Source organism: Mycobacterium sp. SMC-13 (genome assembly GCF_045311035.1).
Classification (GTDB): Bacteria; Actinomycetota; Actinomycetes; order Mycobacteriales; family Mycobacteriaceae; genus Mycobacterium.
The window spans coordinates 116,506-135,677 of sequence record NZ_JBJIAI010000004.1; the positions used below are offsets into that span (position 1 = coordinate 116,506).

Sequence of the window (19,172 nt, forward strand, 5' to 3'; positions counted from 1 at the left end):
CGGGTGCTGTGCGCATCCGATAACCGCTGCTCAGCGTGTTGCCAACGCAGCGAGCGCCGCGCTGCGGGCGTCCGCCGACGACTCGGCCGCCAGCGCCGCTTCCGCGGCCGCCCGGCACTGCTCGAGCGTCACCCCGGCGAGCGCGGCGCCGACCGCACGCACCGCGGCAGCCGCCGTCGACAGGGACGTCACGCCCAATCCGACAAGCACACACGCCAGCGCCGGATCGGCCGCGGCCTCCCCGCACACCCCGACCGGCTTGCCCTGCTCGGCACCCGCCTTGGCGGCCGTACCCACCAACGCCAGCACCGCCGGCTGCCACGGGTCGCTGAGCGTGGCCAGGTCGGCCGACATCCGGTCCGCCGCCATCGTGTACTGCGTCAGATCGTTGGTGCCGATCGACAGAAAGTCGACGTGCCGCAGAATCCGATCCGCCAACAGCGCCGCGGCGGGCACCTCGATCATCACTCCGGGCGTCAGGCCGAACGACCGCACCTGTGCCGCAAAGGCTTTCGCTTCGGCGGGCGTCGCGATCATCGGGGCCATCACCCACGGACGCTGGCCGGTGGCGTCGGCCGCGGCCGCGATGGCCTGCAGTTGGCGGGTCAGCAACTCCGGATTGCCCTGGGCGATGCGGATGCCGCGGACCCCGAGCGCCGGATTGGCCTCATCGGCGTGCCCGGCGAAGCGCAGCGGCTTGTCCGAACCCGCGTCGAGGGTGCGCACCACCACTTTCCGGTCCGGGAATGCGGCCAGCACGTCGCCGTAGATCTGCGCCTGCTCGTCGACGGTCGGTTCGAGATCGCGGTTCAGGAAGCACAATTCGGTGCGGAACAGACCGATGCCCTCCGCAGGCGTCTCCGCCGCGGCGTGCGCCGCGGCACCGTCCTGCACGTTGGCGAGCACCGCGACCCGATGGCCGTCAGCAGTGACGCCCGGGCCACGCCAGCTGTCGGCGAGGTCGGCCTCGCGGCGCGCCTGGGCCACGGCCGCGGCGGCCAGGGTCGCGTCGGGCTCGATCTCCACGGTGCCGTTGGTGCCGTCCACCAGCACCATCGTTCCCGGCTGCACCTTCTCCAGCCCGGAAACGGCCACGACGCACGGGATGCCGAGCTGACGGGCGATGATCGCGGTGTGACTGGTCGGCCCACCCAGGCTGGTCACCAACGCGACCACCAGGTTGGGGTCCAGGCCGGCGGTATCCGCAGGCGCCAGATCCTCGGCACACAGCACCGACGGCACATCCGGCACCGGCACCCCCGGCTCGGGAAGGCCACGCAGATCCGCGATCACCCGATCCCGGATATCCCTCAGGTCGGCGACCCGTTCGGCCATCAATCCACCCATGCGGGTGAACATCTCGACGAACTGATCCGCCGTCGCGACGACGGCGCGGACGGCGGACATGCCGTCGGCGATGCGCTTCTCCGTCGCCGCCGCCCAAGCCCGGTCCTGCGCGAGCGTCGCCGTCGTGGCCAAGACTTCGGCCGCCGCGCCGGTGGCGCGCGCTGCGCGGTTGCGGAGCCGGTCTGCGACCGCCGACGATGCCGCGGCGAAGCGCTCCCGCTCCCCCGCCCGTTCCGGCTCTTCCAGCTCTGCGGCATTGTCATCGGCCTCCGGCGCAGGCCGGGGACCCGGCCACAACACCGGCGCGTACCGCACTCCGCCGACGGCGGGCACGCCGCGCAGGACTACAGGTGCACTGCTGGTTTCCACGTCGACGACCCTTGGCGACGGGCTCACAAATGTCTGGCTCATGTGATGTAGATTACTCCGAACCGTTGACAAGTCAACACATCCAAGCGTAAAACAAACAATACAAAGATCGAACCGGATGGATTCCCACACAATTGGAGGGTCATGTACGCGGAAGAACGGCAGCAAGCCATCGCCGCGCGAGTCCTCGCCGACGGTCGCGCCTCGGTCAACGACCTGGCCGAGGCCTACGACGTCACCACCGAAACCGTCCGCCGCGATCTCGACGTCCTCGACAAGGCCGGCGTCATCCGGCGCGTGCACGGGGGAGCGGTGCCCGCCCGCACCCTGCACCTGGTCGAGCAGGGCGTCGTCCAGCGCGATTCCACCCAGACCCAGCAGAAGGCCGCCATCGCGGCCGCAGCCGTCGCCTTCCTGCCCGCCACCGGCGGGACGGTGCTGATCGACGCCGGCACCACCACCGCGCGCATCGCCGAGCTCATCCCCACCGACCGCGACCTCGTCGTCATCACCAACTCCATTCCCGCCGCCGCAAAGCTGACATCCAACCCGACGGTGTCCCTGCAATTACTGGGCGGCCGCGTCCGCAGCCTCACCCAGGCCGTGGTGGGGGAGCAAGCCCTGCGGACACTCGACTCGCTGCGCGTCGACGTCGCCTTCCTCGGCACCAACGGCATCAGCGTCCGACACGGCTTCTCCACCCCGGACAGCGACGAGGCCGCCATCAAGCGCGCTATGGTCCACTGCGCCAACCACGTTGTCGTGACAGCGGATTCGAGCAAGTTCGGCAGGGAAGACCTCGTCAGTTTCGCGCCGCTGTCGGCGGTTCGCACCGTCGTCACCGACACCGATATCCGCCCCCACGAGCGCCAAGAGCTCATCGACGCCGGCGTCGACGTCATCTGCGCGGAGAGTGAATCATGATCGTCACCGTCACCCTGAACCCGAGCCTCGACCGCACCGTCACGCTCGACGAGCCGCTGACCAGGGGAGCGGTACACCGCCTCACCCCCGTCTCCACCGAGCCAGGAGGTAAGGGGGTCAACGTATCTCGCGCACTGACCCAGAACGGCGTCGACACCCTCGCGCTGCTGCCGGCAGCCGACCACGATCCGATCCTGACGGGGCTGACGACGCGCGGCGTGCCGTTTCACAACATCGCCATCCCGGGCCCCGTGCGCAGCAACCTCACAATCACCGAAAAAGACGGCACCACAACCAAACTCAACGAGCCGGGGGCCCACCTGGATGCCGCTGCCCTGGCGACCCTGACCGCCGCCGTCTGCGACCACGCAGTGGGTGCCACCTGGGTCGTGCTGTCCGGATCGCTGCCCCCCGGGGTGCCCGACGACTGGTACGCCGGCATCGCGGCCCGGCTGGCGGCACTGCCGTGCGGCGTGGCGGTGGACACCTCCGAACGTCCGCTCACCGCCCTGGCAGAAGCCTTCGAATCCGCGGCGCCCGACCTCATCAAACCGAACTCCGAAGAACTGGCCTGGCTGACCGGGTGCTCCGCATCGGAGCTGGAAGACGCTGCCGCGCAGGGTGATCCGATGCCGGTCGTGTCCGCCGCGCGGCAGCTCGTCGACCGCGGGGCCGGCACCGTGCTCGTCACGCTCGGCGGCGCGGGCGCCGTCCTGGTCGACCGCGACGGCACCTGGGCCGCCACGGCACCGTCGATCGTGCCGCGCAGCACCGTCGGAGCGGGCGACGCGTCGCTCGCGGGCTATCTCGCCGCCACCATCGCCGGTGCCGCACCCGCGCAGCGGCTGCAGACCGCCGTCGCATACGGCAGCGCCGCTGCCGCCCTGCCGGGTTCCGCACTGCCCGGCCCGGACCAGATCGACGTGAAAGCCGTTCAGGTCCACGCTGTCACGTCCGCCTCCGCCCACCTCTGATCCGTTCTATTCAAAAGGAACACCCATGCCGATCATCACCTCGGACCTCGTCGCACTCGATGTCGACGCCGGCCCCGACAAGCAGAATGTGATCGAACTGCTGGCCGCCCGGATGGCCGAAACAGGCCGCGCCACCAACGGAGACGGACTCGTCGAAGCCGCCCTGGCGCGCGAAGCCCAGTCCGCCACCGGGCTTCCCGGCGGCATCGCCATCCCGCACTGCCGATCGCCCCATGTCGACGAACCGACGATCGGTTTCGCCCGGCTGGCGCCCGCGGTCCCGTTCGGCGCGCCTGACGGCCCCGCCGACCTCGCCTTCCTCATCGCCGCCCCGGACTCCGGTGGCGCCGAGCACATGAAGCTGCTGTCCAGCCTGGCCCGGGCCCTGGTCCGCAAGGACTTCGTCGAACAGCTGCGGGGCGCGGGCACCGCCGATGAGGTGGTCGAACTCGTCGAAGGCGTGGTCGCCCCAGCACCGGCAGCCGCGGTCACACCCCCGGCGCCGACCCCCGCCGCACCTGCTGCCGAACCGGCGCCCACGGCCTCGATCATCGCGATCACGGCCTGTCCCACCGGAATCGCCCACACCTACATGGCCGCCGATGCCCTGAAACTGGCCGCCGACCGCGCCGGGGTGCACTTCAGCGTCGAAACCCAGGGCTCGTCCGGGTCCACCCCACTGTCCCCCGAAACCATCGCCGCGGCCGACGCCGTCATCTTCGCCACCGATGTCGGGGTCAAGGACAAGCAGCGCTTCGCCGGCAAGCCCGTCGTCGCCTCCGGTGTGAAGCGGGCCATCAACGAACCCGACACCATGATTGCCGAAGCCGTTGCCGCGGCGAAGGATCCGCAGGCCCCCCGAGTCCAGGGCGAGACCGCCGGGGCCGCCACCACCGATACTCGCGGCGGGCTGGGCTGGGGCACCCGGCTGCGCCAGATCCTGCTGACGGGCGTCAGCTACATGATCCCGTTCGTGGCGGCCGGCGGTCTGCTGATCGCGCTCGGCTTCCTGTTCGCGGGATATGAGATCGCCAACAAGCCTGCCGGGCAATCGGATTCGCTCGCACACATCATCGCGACCACCAACTCGCTGACCAACCTGCCGGCGGGCGGGCTGATGCAGTACCTCGGCGCCGTGCTCTTCACCTTGGGTGGACTGGCCTTCGGCTTCCTGGTTCCCGCGCTCGCCGGGTACATCTCCTTCGCCATCGCCGACCGTCCCGGCATCGCACCGGGTTTCACCGCGGGCGCGGTGGCCGTCACGGTGGGCGGCGGATTCATCGGCGGTATCGTCGGCGGTCTCATCGCCGGGTTCGCCGCCCTGTGGATCAGCTCGTTCAAGGTGCCCCAGTGGTTCCGCGGCCTGATGCCGGTGGTGGTGATCCCGCTCGGCGCCTCACTGATCGTCGGCCTTTCGATGTTCCTCCTGCTGGGCCGTCCGCTGGCCGCCGTCACCTCCGGGCTGACCCACTGGCTCGGCAGCATGTCCGGCAGTTCACTGATCCTGCTGGGCGTCATCCTCGGCCTGATGATGTGCTTCGACCTGGGCGGACCGGTCAACAAGGCCGCCTACTCCTTCGCCGCCGCCGGGCTGAACATCACCGACGTCGCATCGCTGCGGATCATGGCCGCCGTCATGGCCGCCGGAATGGTGCCGCCGCTGGCCATGGCGTTGGCCTCGGCCGTCCGGCCCCGGTTGTTCACCGAGCCCGAACGCGAAAACGGCCGGGCCGCATGGCTTCTCGGCGCGTGCTTCATCAGCGAAGGCGCCATCCCATTCGCCGCCGCCGATCCGCTGCGGGTCATCCCGTCGATGATGTTCGGCGGCGCGGTGACCGGCGCCCTGGTCATGACCTTCGACGTGACCTCCAAGGCGCCCCACGGCGGCATCTTCGTCTTCTTCGCCATCGGCAACCTCATCTGGTTCGTGGTGGCCGTCGTCGTCGGCGCTGTCTGCAGTGCGCTCGCGGTGATCGCCGCCAAGAGCGCGGGCCGGTCGCTTCCGCCGGTCGACACCACCGCGGCTCTGCAGCCGGCCAACAGCTAGAACGTCCCGATCAAGCAACAAACCCAACAATCACAAGGAGAAGCAATGCCCAGCAAGACCGTCACCGTCGGATCCGCCATCGGCCTGCACGCCCGTCCGGCGGCCGTCATCTCCGAGGCCGTCATCAATTCCGGTGCCCAGGTCACCCTCGCGGTCGACGGCGGGGAACCCGTGGACGCCGGCTCGGCGCTGATGATCATGACGCTCGGGGCAGGCAACGGAGCGCAGGTGACGGTGGCCTCCGACGACGAAACCGCCCTGGCCACCGTCGCTGACCTGGTGGCACAGGACCTCGACGCCTGACGGACGCGGCCCGGGGTCACTCCCAGCAGCCACAGAAAGCGCACAGAGCCCCCACTACGCACCACTAGTATGAATTCGTGCTACATGCGTATGGGGAGGGCATCGCGGTTCGCGGCGGTGTCGTAGCGGGAAAAATGTCACGGGGGACTCGGAACATCACGAGCGGTCGTCCCCATGGTGGGGGCGGTTGCTCGTGCGTCGTCTAGCCGCCGTAGCTGCTGCGTTGCTGCTGGCTGTCGCCAGCGCCCCGCCCGCACTCGCCATCGAACCGCCGGCCATCGACCCCGGCGCCGTCCCGCCCGACGACACCGGCCCCGATCAGCCGATGGAGCAGCGCAAGATCTGCTCCGCACCGACCGTGCTGCCGAACACCAACTTCGCCGACAAGCCGTGGGCGGCCGACTATCTGCACCTCGCCGAGGCACAGAAGTTTGCGACGGGAGCAGGCGTCACCGTCGCCGTCATCGACACCGGCGTGAACGCCTCGCCGCGGGTCCCCGCCGAGCCCGGCGGCGACTTCGTCGACAAGGGCGGCAACGGCCTGTCGGACTGCGATGCCCACGGCACCCTGACCGCGTCGATCATCGCCGGCCGTCCGGCACCGACGGACGCGTTCATCGGCGTCGCGCCCGAAGCCCGCATCCTATCGCTGCGCCAGACCTCGGAGGCATTTCAGCCGAAAGACTCCCGCAGCGATCCCAACGATCCGAACACCACCCAGACCGCCGGGTCGCTGCGCAGCCTCGCTCGCGCCATCGTGCACGCGGCGAACCTGGGTGCACAGGTCATCAACATTTCCGAGGCCGCCTGCTACAAGGTGACCCGGGCCATCAACGAGACCGGCGTCGGTTCCGCCATCGCCTACGCGGTGAACGTCAAGAACGCCGTGGTCATCGTGGCCGCCGGCAACACCGGCCAGGACTGCAACCAGAACCCGCCGCCGGACGTCAGTGTGCCGTCGGACCCGCGGGGCTGGAAGCAGGTGCAGACCATCGTCTCGCCGGCCTGGTACTCGCCGCTGGTGCTGACCGTCGGCGGCATCGGGCCGCAGGGCCAGCCCAGCAACTTCTCGATGTCCGGCCCCTGGGTCGGTGCCGCCGCCCCCGCCGAAGGCGACACCGCACTGGGCTACGACGGCAATCCCGTCAACGCGCTGAACGGACAGGACGGCCCCATCCCCATCAACGGCACATCGTTCGCCGCGGCGTACGTCTCGGGCCTGGCGGCCCTGCTGCGGCAGCGTTTCCCCGACCTGACCGCCGCACAGATCGTCACCCGCATCACCGCGACGGCACGCCATCCCGGTGGGGGAGTGGACAACTACGTCGGCGCCGGTGTCATCGACCCGGTGGCGGCGCTGACGTGGGACGTTCCCGCCGGCCCCAAGCAGGCGCCCTACCAGGTCAAGAGCATTCCGCCGCCGGTGTACATCCCGCCGCCGGACCGCGGGCCGATCACGATGGTCGTCGTGGCCGGTGCCGCGCTGATCGTGCTGCTCGGCCTGGGTGCGGTGACCCGCCGTGCGCTGAGGCGCCGATGAGGCACTTCGGGCTCCGCTTCACCACGGGGCACCTGCTGTGGGCGGCAACGCTGGTGCCGGCGGTCGTGCTGCTGTGCATGCATTTCAATCTGCTGTGGCTGGGCATCACCCTCGGTGTCCTGATCGCGCTGTTCTCGGTCCTCGCCATCCGCGGGCGGCGGCTGACAGGCTGGATCGCCGCGATGTTCGCCTGGCAGCGCCGACGCAAGGTCGCCCCGCCGGCACCGTCGGAACCGGCCGTCGGCGCGACGGTCATGCCCGGCGACCACGTCGCGGTGCGCTGGCTGGGTGACCACCTGGTCTCGCTTGTCGAACTGGTGCCGCGCTCGTTCACCCCGACCGTCATCGTCAACGGCGAGGCCTTCACCGACGACAACCTCGACACCCGACTGGTGGAGCAGCTGCTCGCGGCGCACGCACCGGATCTCGAGGCGGACATCGTCTCGGCCGGCTACCGCGTCGGCAAGACCGCGCCCTCGAGTGTCGTCGCGCTGTACGAGCAGGTGGTCGGCCCCTACGCCGCCCCCGCCAACCGGCGGACCTGGATCGTGTTGCGCGCCGACCCCGACGAGACCCGCCGGTCGGCCCTGCGCCGCGGCACCGGGGTCTCCGGCCTGGCCAGCTACCTGGTGGCGACCACCACCCGCATCGCCGATCAATTGGCCAGCCACGGCATCGACGCCCGCCCCGCCCGCAGCTTCGAGGAGTACGACCGCGCGACCGCGATCAGCTTCGAGCGCGAGACGTGGTCAACCATCAAGGGCCGCAGCACATTTACCGCGGCCTACTCGGCACCCGGCGGTCCCAACATGTGGTGGTCGGCGCGCGCCGACCACACGATCACCCGCGTCCGGGTCAAGCCGGGTCAAGCGCCGACGGCGACCGTGCTGCTGACCACGCTGGCCACGCCGACGACGCCGCGCGGTTTCTCGTGTCTGTTCGGTGGCCAACGCGCCGCGCTGGAGGGGCTGAGCCCGATCACCGACCGGCACTACGAGCTGCCGATCGGCTCGGCCGGCGTCCTCGTGGGGGAGACCGCCGACCGCTACCCGGTGTACATGCCGTTCGACAACGTGGACTCGACGATCAACCTCGGCGACGCACACGTGTTCACCCAGTTCGTGGTCCGCTCGGCGGCGGCAGGGGCCGTCGTCACCTTGGCGCCGCAGTTCAAGGAATTCGCGGGGTTCATCAACGCCCGGATCGGGAACGTTCCGAAGGTGGTGTGGCCCAACGCCACCACCTACCTCGGTCCACACCCGGGTATTTCACGAATTCTGTTGCGCCACAACTTCATCGATACCCCGCGCCACCGTCAGCTGCCCATCCAGCTGATCAACCCGCGCGAGGAGAGCCGGTTCCAGATGGCGCTGGAGAAGTGAGGGGGAGCAAGTAGATGGCTGGAAAACTGAAAGTCTCCTCGGAGACGCTGAACGCCAAGGCCGCTGAAGTCGACGTAGACCTGCCGACCTTGCCGCCGGCGCCCAATGCGCCATGCGAGTTGACCATCGCGCAAGAGGCCACCGGTTTCCTCAAGAACAACCTGCAGCAGCTCGACGCCGCACTCAAGGCTGGGCGGGCTCAGAATCGGCGACTGGCGGCCTGCCTACGGGCGGCCGCCGCGGCTTACGACGCTGCCGACGCAGCCGGGAAATCCGGCATCAATGCCACCGAGCTGGGCGCTGGCGGTGGTGCACCGATCACGCCCAACCTGCCCCCGGCACCAGCCCCTTCAGACCCGGTCGGCAGCTTGCCCTGGATGCTCGAATCGCTTGGCGGAGCCGAATCGCACCCCAGCAATCCCGGCATGGACTGGGAGGTGGCCGCCAAGCAGATCAACGGCGGCGACCAGGGCGCCTCGATGATCGAGTTCGGCGCGAAAATGACTGCAGTGGCAGCGAAACTGGCTGAACTGAACGGCAAGTTCAACATGGCGGGCGTCGAGTGGGAAGGCGACGCTGCCGAAGCCGCGGAGACGGCGCTGAAGGACTACTCGACGTGGCTGACGGCGATGACCGCGGCAGCGAACAACCTGGCCGTCCAGGCCATCGAACTATCCACGATCCATGGCGGCAGGCGACCCGAGCATCCCAGCATGCAGGACGTGGCGGACTACGAGAACGCCAGCGTGCTCGCGACAGTCGGTCAGGCGGCATACGACTTCTTCACCGGCCACGCCACCAAGCAGCAAGAATCCGACACCGTACGAGCCAAGTACGCGCAGCAGGCGACGATCCGATCCCTCGTCACCCCGCCACCACCCAACTTCGGGTCGAGCCCGTGGCCGGCCGTCAAGCCGGGAGACGTGGCGAAGAAAGACGGCAACGGCACAGGCGCGCCCCAAGGACCTGGTGGAGGTGGACCATCGGCCGGTGGCGGCGGTGGCACCCCGAGTGGTGCGACGCCATCGATTCCGGAGTCGCCGAGCGTCAGCCCGGCTTCTGCCGGTGAGCAGAAGCCCGCAGGCGGCGGATCACCCTCTGGCGGTTCACCTTCCGGTGGCGGCTCGCCGTCAGGCGGCTCCGGACAGGGTTCACCGAGCGGTGGCATGCCCGGCGGCTTGGGCGGCGACAAGCCGGAGATGCCGAGTCTGCCCGACGGCCCCGGCGTGAGCCCGGCGTCCGCGGGCGGCGGCGCGGGCGGCGGGTCCGGAGGCGGTGGCGGTGGGCTGGGCGGCCAGCCCATGCAGCCGGCAGCCGTCGCGCCCGCGGTGGGTGCCGGTGGTGCGGCAGCCGGTGGCGCCAGCCAGGCCGCGGGCCGCCCTCCGGTCGGCGGCGGCGGTATGGGTGGCGGCATGGGTGGCGGCATGGGCGGCCACGGCGCTGGCCGCGAAGGCGGCAAGGAGAAGAAGCGCAACGCGAACCTGTCGCCCGACGAGGTCCTGTACAAGGAGGACCGGGCCTTCACCGACGGCGTCATCGGACACCGGCGTCGCACCAAGATCGATGACAAGAAGGACACCAAATGATCGAGATGCACCCCGAGGTCGCTGCGGTTCTCCAGCAGGCCCAGCGTCTGCAGTCGGTCATGGACGAGCAGCTCGCCAAGATGAACACCGAGTCGTTCACCGCGACCGACGAGGCCAAGACCGTCGAGGTCACGCTCAACGGCCACCACTGGCTGACGGACCTGTTCATCGAGGACGGCCTGCTGCGCCTCGGCGCGGAAACCGTCGAAGCCCGCATCAACGAGGCCTTGGGCAACGCGACGGCGAAGGCCACCGAGTCCATCAACGCCGACCGGGCCCGCCTCAACGAGCTCGTCGCCGAGATCACGGCCGGTAATCCGCCCGCCCAGCCGTAGCGGTCACTGAATGAAGATCGCCAAGCTGGCCGCGGCGACCGCGGCCGTGGCACTGTTGGCCGGCTGCACCACGGTGACGACCGGCGATGCCACGAAAGACCCGTCATTCAAGCCGGGTGACGCCATAGTCAGCCTGCTGAACCCGGGCAACTACCCGACGGTGCCGAAGCCCGGACCAGCCATGAAACCCGGGCCCGAGAGCGGCCGGATTATCGACGGCGAACGCATGGGTGACTACGTGGTCGGGCCATGGGAGATTGACCCGCAGCTACTGCACGTCGGCTTCACTTCGACCGGTCTGTTGTTCAGTGTCGTATCGCTCCTGTCGCCCGAGCTCGACCAACTGGCGCAACAGCACCACTTGATCTACGGATTCGGCTCCGGCCGCCACACGGACGTCGACGCCGACCACCTCCGCAAACTGCAGAACACCGTTTTGCGCTTTCCAAGCCCCGACGAAGCGGCTGCCGCAGCATCTGGTTTCTACACACGGCACCCGGGCATCCACGATCCCTCGACGAAACTCAATCTCCCGATACCCGGACATCCGGAATCGCAGGCGCTCCAAGTCACCATGCCTGATGGAACGTTCGCCACCTCGATCATCTCCCCGCATGGCCCATATGTGTTGATTCAAAGCGGCACAGCACAGGAAAGCCCCGGCGTTTCATTGCAACTGGCGACCAAGTCGTTAGACCTTCAGGCAAGTCGAATCGACAACTTCAAGCCCACCGATCCCAGTCAGTTCGCCACCATGCAGACCGATCCAGAAGGACTGTTGAGCAGGACGGTGCCCACCAAGGAACACAAGGCAAACCAGGGCTTGTGGGGGCCACGCGGCCTCCTTCATTTCGAAGACGACCCAGTCCAAACCGCCGCGGCATTGACGGCAGCCGGCGTCGACGTCATCTCGGTACGCGGTACCTACCTCTACCGGGCCAAAGACGCCACGACCGCGGCGCAGCTCGCGCAGAAGCTCGCCGAGCCTGGCGGTAGCAGCCCCAGCGAACCTGGCCCGACCGTACCCGGACTCCCCGCGGCCAAGTGCCGGGCGATCAATTATGCGGAAGTGAAAGCGCTTGTCTACGACTGCACCGCGTCATTCGATAGGTGGGTGTACGTGGCTTCCTCGTTGCAGCCGTTCGACGCCACACAACGAATGGCATCCCAATACCTGCTGCTGACCGCGAAATAGCGGCACCTGGTTCAACTCGCGTTCGGCCGCCTTCAGGCCGTCCGGCCGTTGCCGCGGCGGGCTGAGGCACTCAGGCGCTCGAGTGCGTACAGTTCGCGGAGAGTCACTGCGCAACGCAACGGGGAGCCGGCGCAGTCGGGAGACGATGGGGAACGTCATGAAGACCGCCAAGTTGGCCGTAGCGACGGTCGCAGTGGCACTGCTGGCCGCCTGCACAACGATAACGAACGGCGACGCGACGAAAGACCCCTCGTTCAGGCCTGGTGACGCCATCGTCAGCCTGTTGAACCCCGGGAACTATCCGACGGCACCCAAGCCCGGGCCCGCGCTGAAACCAGGCGCCGAATCTGGACGCCTCATCGATGCCGAACGGCTTGGCGAATTTGTCGTCGGACCGTGGGAAGTCGATCCCACCCTGATCAGCATCGGGGTGAACGTGACGGGCGTATTTCTCGACGCCGACCGCCTAAACAGCGTCGAGCCCGGCCCGATGAAGCAGATCGCCAAAGATCATCAGCTGATCAACGGGTTCGGCTCAGGTCGTGGCACCATTCGCGGCGCGGATCACGACAACCAGTTAGTGATTCTGGTACTGCGATTCCCAACAGCCGACCTGGCCAACGACGCTGCCCGCCAATTCGCGGCACAGGCCCCGACAATAGATCCAGCCTCACCCAATCAACCGATATCAATTCCAGGACATCCCGAGGCGCTCGCGCACGCAGCCACCACGTCAGAGCGAAGTTTCACAGTCAGCTCCTATACTCCGCACGGGCCATACGTGCTGTATCAATACGCTTCGAGTGACGTAAACCGCGACACCGCAACACAATTCGTTGCAAAGGTGCTGGATATGCAGACTTCACGCATCGACAAGTTCCAGCCAACCGATCCAGCGCAGTTCGCCACCATGCAAACCGATCCCGAAGGCCTACTCAGCCGGACAGTTCCCACGAAGGAACACAAGAGCAATCAGGGCCTATGGGGGCCACGCGGCATCCTTCATTTCAGTGACGACCCGTTACTCACGAGCACCGCCCTGACACCAGCCGGCGTTGACGTCGTTTCGGTACGCGGCACCCATCTGTACCGGGCCAAAGACGCCGCCGCAGCGACGCAGCTGGCGCAAAAGTTCGCCGAGCCTGACGCCAAGAACCCAAGTGAACCTGGTCCCGCCGTGCCCGGCCTGCCCTCAGCGAAGTGCCAGGCAACCGATGTCGCTGACGTCAAAGCCCGGGTCTACTCCTGCGCGGCAGCGCTGGACCGGTGGGTCTATACGGCAGCATCATTGCAACCATTCGACGCCACACAACGAATGGCGTCCCAGTATCTGCTGCTGACTGCGAAATAATCGGACCACAATGACCTCGACCTTCAACCCCGGCGACATCGTGGCCGGTTACACCATCGAATCCGTCCTGGGTGTCGGTGGCATGGGTGTGGTGTACAAGGCCAAGAATCCCCAGCTGCCCCGCAGCGACGCGCTGAAGGTTCTCACCACTTCCATCCAGGGCGACGGCCAGTTCAGGGAGCGCTTCCTCCGCGAAGCCAATGTCGCCGCCACGCTCGACCACCCCAATATCGTCGCGGTCTACTCCCGTGGCGAAACCGAGGCGGGTCAGCTGTGGATCGCCATGCAATACGTCGCGGGCACCGACGCCGACCAGGAAGTCCGGTCCGGGCGGATGTCACCCGCGCGGGCGGCCCGCATCATCACCGAGGTCGCCAAGGCTCTCGATTACGCGCATCGGCGGGGCATCATGCACCGCGACGTCAAGCCCGCCAACTTTCTGCTGGCCAACGCCGAAGATCCCGGTGATGACGAACGAGTCTTCCTGGCGGACTTCGGGATTGCTCGCGCCTTTGATGACGCTGCGCACCTGACCACCGACGGCTCGGTCATGGCGTCCATCGCCTATGCGCCACCTGAAGCGCTCAGTGGGCAGCACGTCGACTCTCGAGCCGATATCTATTCGCTTGCCTGCAGCCTGTTCGTGCTACTCACCGGCCGGACACCGTATGGAGGACTGCCGGGTGGCATCGCCGCGATCGCGGCAGCACACGTGACAGGAGAGATACCGCGCGTCACGGATCGGGTGCCTACTCTTCCGTGGGCGCTGAACGAAGTCATCGCCCGCGGCATGGCGAAGGACCCCAACGCGCGCTACCAGACTGCCCGCGAACTCGCGGCCGCGGCCACCGCGGCCGTCGCGAACCCGGGCCCTGCGCTACAGCCGCCCAGTCGGCTACCGCCTCCGGGTTCGCAGTCATGGCCGCCGCGTCAGCCAACACCGCCCGATGGCGTATTGACTTATCCGAGCGGACAGTTCAGCGGTCCTTACCCGCCCGGCCCGCTGCCTGGCCAGATGGCGGCACCCCAACCTCCGGCTGCTCGACAAAAGAGTCCACGCAAGCGTCGAATAGTCATCGGTGCCGCCGGCGCCGCCGTGATCACCGTCATCGCGGTCGTCGCCTCCATCATGCTGATCGGCAAGCCCGACGCCCCGGCGTACACGGCGCAATCATTCACGCACGCCCACGGCACCACCGAAATCACAAAGGCGCCAACAGCTGTCGCCGCCTTGGGCCCCGGCGACGCCGACGCCGTGCTGTCGCTCGGCCTACAACCGGTGGCCATTGCCGGCGCAGGCACTTCCCTGCCCTCATGGTTGCAGTCCAAGATCACCGGAACCCCGTCGGTCAAGGACACCGTCGGTTTCATCGACACCAGCGCCATTCAGGCCGCCAAACCCGACGTCATCATCGCGACCGGCGAGATCGATGACGCGACCTACCAGCGCCTCGCCGCGATCGCCCCGACCGTGACTCAGCCAAAAGACACCAGCCGAGCATGGAACTGGCAGACCCAGCTCAAATGGATCGGCAAGATTCTCGGCCGCTACAAGGACGCCGACAACCTCATTGATCAGGTGTCGTCCCAGCAGACCGACCTGAAGAATCAGAATCCGAGAGCCGCGGGGAAGAGCGTCCAGGTGATCCACGTGTCGGACGATGGCGTCAGCCAGACGCTGACGCCGTCCAACGCGGCCGACTATCTCAGTTCGCTCGGCCTGAACTACGACCCCGAATTGCGTCGCAAGCCAGGCGACAATAGTTCAACCCGTTCGATGCCCGACCTTGGAAAATTGTTCTTGATTCACAGCGAAGTACTGGTCGTGGTCCGCACCGACAAAGCCGCCGGTAACGGTGGGGCAGCGGGGCTTCCCTACCAATTGGCCGCCTACCGCGGATCGATGATCATCGTGGATGACCCTAATAGCGTTGCAGCACTTGCCGATCCCGGCGGCTACCTGGCTACCGAGTATCTCAACGCCAACTTCGTTCCGCTGATGAGTGTCATCCGCTGATTCACAGGCCGGCGGCGATCTTCGCGACTAGGTCGCGCCCCTTGTTTGCCACGTTCGGAGCACATACCCGCACGTCAATGATCACGTTCCTGCGCGAACCCAATGCGTGCTGACATGGAACCCGGGTCCCGTCGCTGGCTGTCCCCGACACCGGAACGCTCGCGACGGAATCGACCGATTCAACTCTTTCCAACGCATACGTCAGGGGCACCCGACCACCCGTGACAGTCGCCTGCTGGTCCTGGCACGACCTCCAATGTCCGGTAGTCGCCTCACGAAAGCCCGCCGCCTCCGCGTCCGTCGAGAATGCGGCCACCACCTGCACCACTTGCGCATGCTGATCCCCGTGAAGAAGCTGCCCTGCGAAACCTGTTCGGCCGTAGTACCCAATGGTGTCGAGAGCCGGCATGACCGCTTCGAGACAGCGGATCGGTTCCACCCGCAGCTTCGTATCCGGTTTTCTGAAGATCGCCTCCGGCGTCATCGCGACGCCCACCAGGTCGCTGATCTCCGAGGGCGAGCCCAACAGCCTCGGCAGGCCGGCATCATCGATCGGTTTGGCTACAGCTGATGTCGACGTCGCCGGGGAAGCGGCACCTGTGGCCGTCGTGGCCGTACCCGACACTTTCCGGTCAGTGACCGAACAACCCGCCGCCACAACGACGACCGCTCCGATGAGCATTCCAGTACGCCAGGGATTCATCTGATCCTTCCGTCAGCTGACTTTGTCAGCGATCTGCTTGGCCAGCTCCGCCGCCTGCGTGCCGCCGCCCGGGCTGCACGCCAGCACGTCGACCACCACATCGGCCTTGGTGGTCAGCACGTGCTGGCAGCTGCGCCCCGGTTCGGTGAACTCCGCGGTGAGGGTGCCGTCGTCGGATGTGACCCCACCGACGGCCAGCTGCCGCGCCGGTCGGCCGTCGGCCGTGAACGTCACACCTGTATTCGCACATCCCAACCATGTCGCGGCGGCCGGAATCCGTTCCGCTGCTTGCGGTCCTGGATAGCCCACGGCATAAGCAACCATCCAGGTATTCGGGTCCGCCGGGTTACGCAGTTCCATACCTGACATCCCGGTGAACCCCGGGCCGAAGGTTGTGGCGCCACCTGCGTCCGCGACACCGGCGCACGGCGGGGGAGTGGCTGTCCCTGCTCGCGGAGTTTCCGCGGTGACGATGGTCGCGGTCGCCATCGGCGGCGACTGCATGGCGGCGCTCACCGCCTTGCCGTCGGGGAGCAGGGTCGCCAGGTCGATGCGGTGCCCCGGCGGCGCAACAGCTTTGGGTGGTGCTGTGGGTGCCGTCGGTTGCGTCGGCCGGTTTCCGGAGTCGCGGGTCACGTAGGTCATGCCGGCCACAAATCCCGCGGCCAGGACCACGGCGCCCACGATCAGCGCCGCTTTCGGCGCACCTGATTCGGCGCCGCAGCTCGGCAGCCGCAGCCGTCGGTACACCACGAATCCGGCAACCGCGCCCAGCAGCACCAGCACCCCGATATCCAGCGCCCACCAACGTAATTCGTGGTGCCACAGCTGATCGTCGACCGACATGAGCGGAGCAATCTTCAGCAGGTCGACCACGCTCGCCGACGCTGCGAAGCCCCACCGCCCCGGCAGGAACCACGATGCCTGATCCAGACCGACACGTCCGGTGACAGGAATCATGCCGCCGGAGAACACGATCGACAGCATGATGACGACGACGAGCATCGGCAGAATCTGCTCACTGGACCGCGCCACCGAGGACAGCAGCAGACCCAGGATCGCCGAAACAATTGCTGCCACAGTCAGACTCACATAGAAGTCGAGAGTCGGGCTGCCCAACAGCAAGGCACCCTGGGTGGGTGCACCTTTGCCGATCACCACGATCGCCACCACGATTGCTGTCTGAATGGCAGTAAATGCGCTGTAGACAACGATTTTGGCGGAAAGGTAGGCGGCGGCCGACAAACCGACAGCCTGCTCCCTGCGGAAGATGGTGCGCTCGCCGACCAGATCACGGATCGTCAGTGCGGTCCCCATGAACACTGCCGCGATGTTGGCGACGATGAGCAGTTGATTCGGTTCGTTGGGGGAGTGGCCTACAGTCGCCACCCCAAATCCGGTGTCCCCCGGCACGATCAGCGACATCGCGCCCAGGATGAACGGCAGTAGCAACAGGAAGGTGGTGTAGATCCGATCGGCGAAGATCAGCCGCAACTGCCGGCGCGCAACGGTGAGCAGCTGACGGCGGGTGCTGGTACGGGCCGGTGCACCGAGCGGACCCGCGGGCTCCGGCGGCGCCGCCGGTCGGTCGGCGGCCGGATTGTTCTGCAGGAACACCGCATGCGCCGCGTCGGGATTGGCCGAAACCCAGGCGAAGATGTCGGCCCAGTCTTGTGTACCCATCGCTGATCCGACCGCTTGCGGGGGCCCCGCGTACACCGTCTTGCCGCCGGGCGCCAGCAGCAGCACCTGATCGCACATGTTCAGGTACGTCAGGGAGTGCGTCACCACCAGCACCGTGCGCCCGGCATCGGCCAGGCGGCGCAGCATCTGCATGACCTGTCGGTCCAGCGCCGGGTCCAAACCGGAAGTGGGCTCGTCGAGGATCAAAAGCGATGGGCCGGTAAGCAATTCAAGCGCCACCGAAGCGCGCTTACGCTGCCCGCCCGAAAGCTTGTCCACCCGCTTGTCGCGGTGCGCAGCGAGCTCGAGCTCAGCGAGCACCCGTTCCACCACAGCGTGGCGGTCATCCTTGCTCGTGTCGGGCGGCAACCGGAGTTCGGCGGCATAGTTCAGCGCCTGACTGACGGTCAATTGCCGATGGACCACGTCGTCCTGGGGCACCATGCCGATCCGCGACCGCAACGACGCATAGTGGGCGTGCACGTCGTGTCCGTCGAAGGTGACCTGCCCGGACGTGGGTTTGGTGACGCCGCCGAGCAGCCTGATCAGCGTCGACTTGCCTGCGCCCGAGGGGCCGATCACCGCCGTGAGAGTGCCGGGCCGGGCGTCGAACGACACGTTGGTCAGCAGCTGGTGGCCCTCGATGGCGAGGCCGACCTGGCGTACCTCGATGCCACCGGTCGCGACCGCCTGCCGCGACTGGACCGCGGTACCTCCGGTGAACACCAGGTCGGTGTTGCCGACGGTGATGACGTCCCCGGGGCGCAGCGTGACCGCCTCGACGCGGTGACCGTTGACGAAAGTACCGTTGCCCGAGCCGTTGTCGTACAGCTGGGTTCCGGTCGGGGCGGGTATCAGGTAGGCGTGGATTCGGGAGGCCAGCGAATCGTCGACTCTGATGGTCGCTGTCGAATGCCGCCCGATGGTGACGGCGCCCGCGGGCGGTCCCGACGAGCGTTGTGGGGCGGCTGCAGGCGGGCGCGGCGGCGGAGGCGGCGGCTGCGGCGGAACCGGCCGTGGCGCTTGAGGGATCCGCTGCGTCGGACGCGGGGATGCCATCTGCGCCGGTGGCTGCCGGTACTTGGCGACCGGAATGACCTGGGTCGCCGTACGGAAGTGGAGCTGCGGCCCGTCCGGAGCTCCGACGGCCAGCACGAGGTCGTCACTGATGACGGCCGACGGCACGCGCATCCGATTGGCGAAGATTCCGTTGCGGGACTTGTCGATTGCCACCCACTGACCGACACCGGGGTCTACCCGGATGATCAGGTGCAACCGAGATACCACATGCTTGGCACCGGGGCCGGCGTCCGGGATCCTGACGTCCGAGGCCTCGCCGCGGCCGACGGTGACCTCCTTGCCGGGCGGGAAGGTGAACATGGCGCCACCGAGCGTCACGATCAGCGGCGGGACGGA

14 protein-coding genes are annotated in these 19,172 nt (G+C 67.6%); 11 read left to right on the plus strand and 3 right to left on the minus strand.

The window, feature by feature from the left end:
- Positions 1-30: 30 nt before the first annotated feature.
- Positions 31-1,758, minus strand: a complete 1,728-nt coding sequence (gene ptsP, locus ACJH6I_RS08260) for a phosphoenolpyruvate--protein phosphotransferase (protein ID WP_318984848.1) — start codon at positions 1,756-1,758, stop codon at positions 31-33.
- A 102-nt stretch (positions 1,759-1,860) separates the two neighbouring features.
- Here ptsP and ACJH6I_RS08265 point away from each other — a divergent pair, with 102 nt between their 5' ends.
- The 11 genes from ACJH6I_RS08265 to ACJH6I_RS08315 all read left to right on the plus strand — a co-directional run bounded on the left by ACJH6I_RS08265 (position 1,861) and on the right by ACJH6I_RS08315 (position 15,370).
- Positions 1,861-2,640, plus strand: a complete 780-nt coding sequence (locus tag ACJH6I_RS08265; RefSeq protein ID WP_212807866.1) for a DeoR/GlpR family DNA-binding transcription regulator — start codon at positions 1,861-1,863, stop codon at positions 2,638-2,640.
- Complete coding sequence (gene pfkB / locus ACJH6I_RS08270; protein ID WP_226520295.1) at positions 2,637-3,614, plus strand: 1-phosphofructokinase; 978 nt, start codon at positions 2,637-2,639, stop codon at positions 3,612-3,614. The genes ACJH6I_RS08265 and pfkB overlap by 4 nt, the downstream gene beginning before the upstream one ends.
- Before the next feature lie 25 nt (positions 3,615-3,639).
- The gene (locus ACJH6I_RS08275; RefSeq protein WP_406783930.1) at positions 3,640-5,661 is read left to right on the plus strand and encodes a fructose-specific PTS transporter subunit EIIC; all 2,022 of its coding nucleotides are present in this window, start codon (positions 3,640-3,642) and stop codon (positions 5,659-5,661) included.
- 45 nt (positions 5,662-5,706) lie between these two features.
- Positions 5,707-5,964, plus strand: coding sequence for an HPr family phosphocarrier protein (locus tag ACJH6I_RS08280; protein ID WP_020099974.1), 258 nt, complete (start codon positions 5,707-5,709; stop codon positions 5,962-5,964).
- A gap of 193 nt (positions 5,965-6,157) precedes the next feature.
- On the plus strand, positions 6,158-7,504 hold the full coding sequence (gene mycP, locus ACJH6I_RS08285) for a type VII secretion-associated serine protease mycosin (protein ID WP_212807863.1): 1,347 nt from the start codon (positions 6,158-6,160) through the stop codon (positions 7,502-7,504).
- Positions 7,501-8,886: a type VII secretion protein EccE gene (eccE, locus tag ACJH6I_RS08290; RefSeq protein WP_212807862.1), complete on the plus strand. Its 1,386-nt coding sequence runs from the start codon at positions 7,501-7,503 to the stop codon at positions 8,884-8,886. The genes mycP and eccE overlap by 4 nt, the downstream gene beginning before the upstream one ends.
- 14 nt (positions 8,887-8,900) lie before the next feature.
- Positions 8,901-10,472 carry a PPE domain-containing protein gene (locus tag ACJH6I_RS08295; RefSeq protein WP_212807861.1) on the plus strand — a complete coding sequence of 524 codons (1,572 nt, stop codon included), beginning with the start codon at positions 8,901-8,903 and terminating at the stop codon, positions 10,470-10,472.
- The gene (locus ACJH6I_RS08300; protein ID WP_212807860.1) at positions 10,469-10,807 is read left to right on the plus strand and encodes a YbaB/EbfC family nucleoid-associated protein; all 339 of its coding nucleotides are present in this window, start codon (positions 10,469-10,471) and stop codon (positions 10,805-10,807) included. Before ACJH6I_RS08295 ends, ACJH6I_RS08300 begins: the two co-directional genes overlap by 4 nt.
- A gap of 10 nt (positions 10,808-10,817) precedes the next feature.
- Positions 10,818-12,002, plus strand: coding sequence for a hypothetical protein (locus tag ACJH6I_RS08305; RefSeq protein ID WP_212807859.1), 1,185 nt, complete (start codon positions 10,818-10,820; stop codon positions 12,000-12,002).
- A gap of 157 nt (positions 12,003-12,159) precedes the next feature.
- Positions 12,160-13,353 (plus strand): hypothetical protein, encoded by a 1,194-nt coding sequence (locus tag ACJH6I_RS08310; protein WP_244872715.1) that lies wholly within the window; start codon positions 12,160-12,162, stop codon positions 13,351-13,353.
- A gap of 10 nt (positions 13,354-13,363) precedes the next feature.
- On the plus strand, positions 13,364-15,370 hold the full coding sequence (locus tag ACJH6I_RS08315; RefSeq protein ID WP_212807857.1) for a serine/threonine-protein kinase: 2,007 nt from the start codon (positions 13,364-13,366) through the stop codon (positions 15,368-15,370).
- Position 15,371: 1 nt separating this feature from the next.
- Here the strand turns inward: ACJH6I_RS08315 and ACJH6I_RS08320 are convergent, their stop codons facing one another.
- Together ACJH6I_RS08320 and ACJH6I_RS08325 are read right to left on the minus strand one after the other, a co-directional pair.
- Entirely contained in the window at positions 15,372-16,052 is a 681-nt protein-coding gene (locus ACJH6I_RS08320) for a sensor domain-containing protein (RefSeq protein WP_212807856.1), read from the minus strand.
- Between the two features lie 33 nt (positions 16,053-16,085).
- Entirely contained in the window at positions 16,086-19,136 is a 3,051-nt protein-coding gene (locus ACJH6I_RS08325) for an ATP-binding cassette domain-containing protein (protein ID WP_212814468.1), read from the minus strand.
- Between the last annotated feature and the right edge of the window lie 36 nt (positions 19,137-19,172).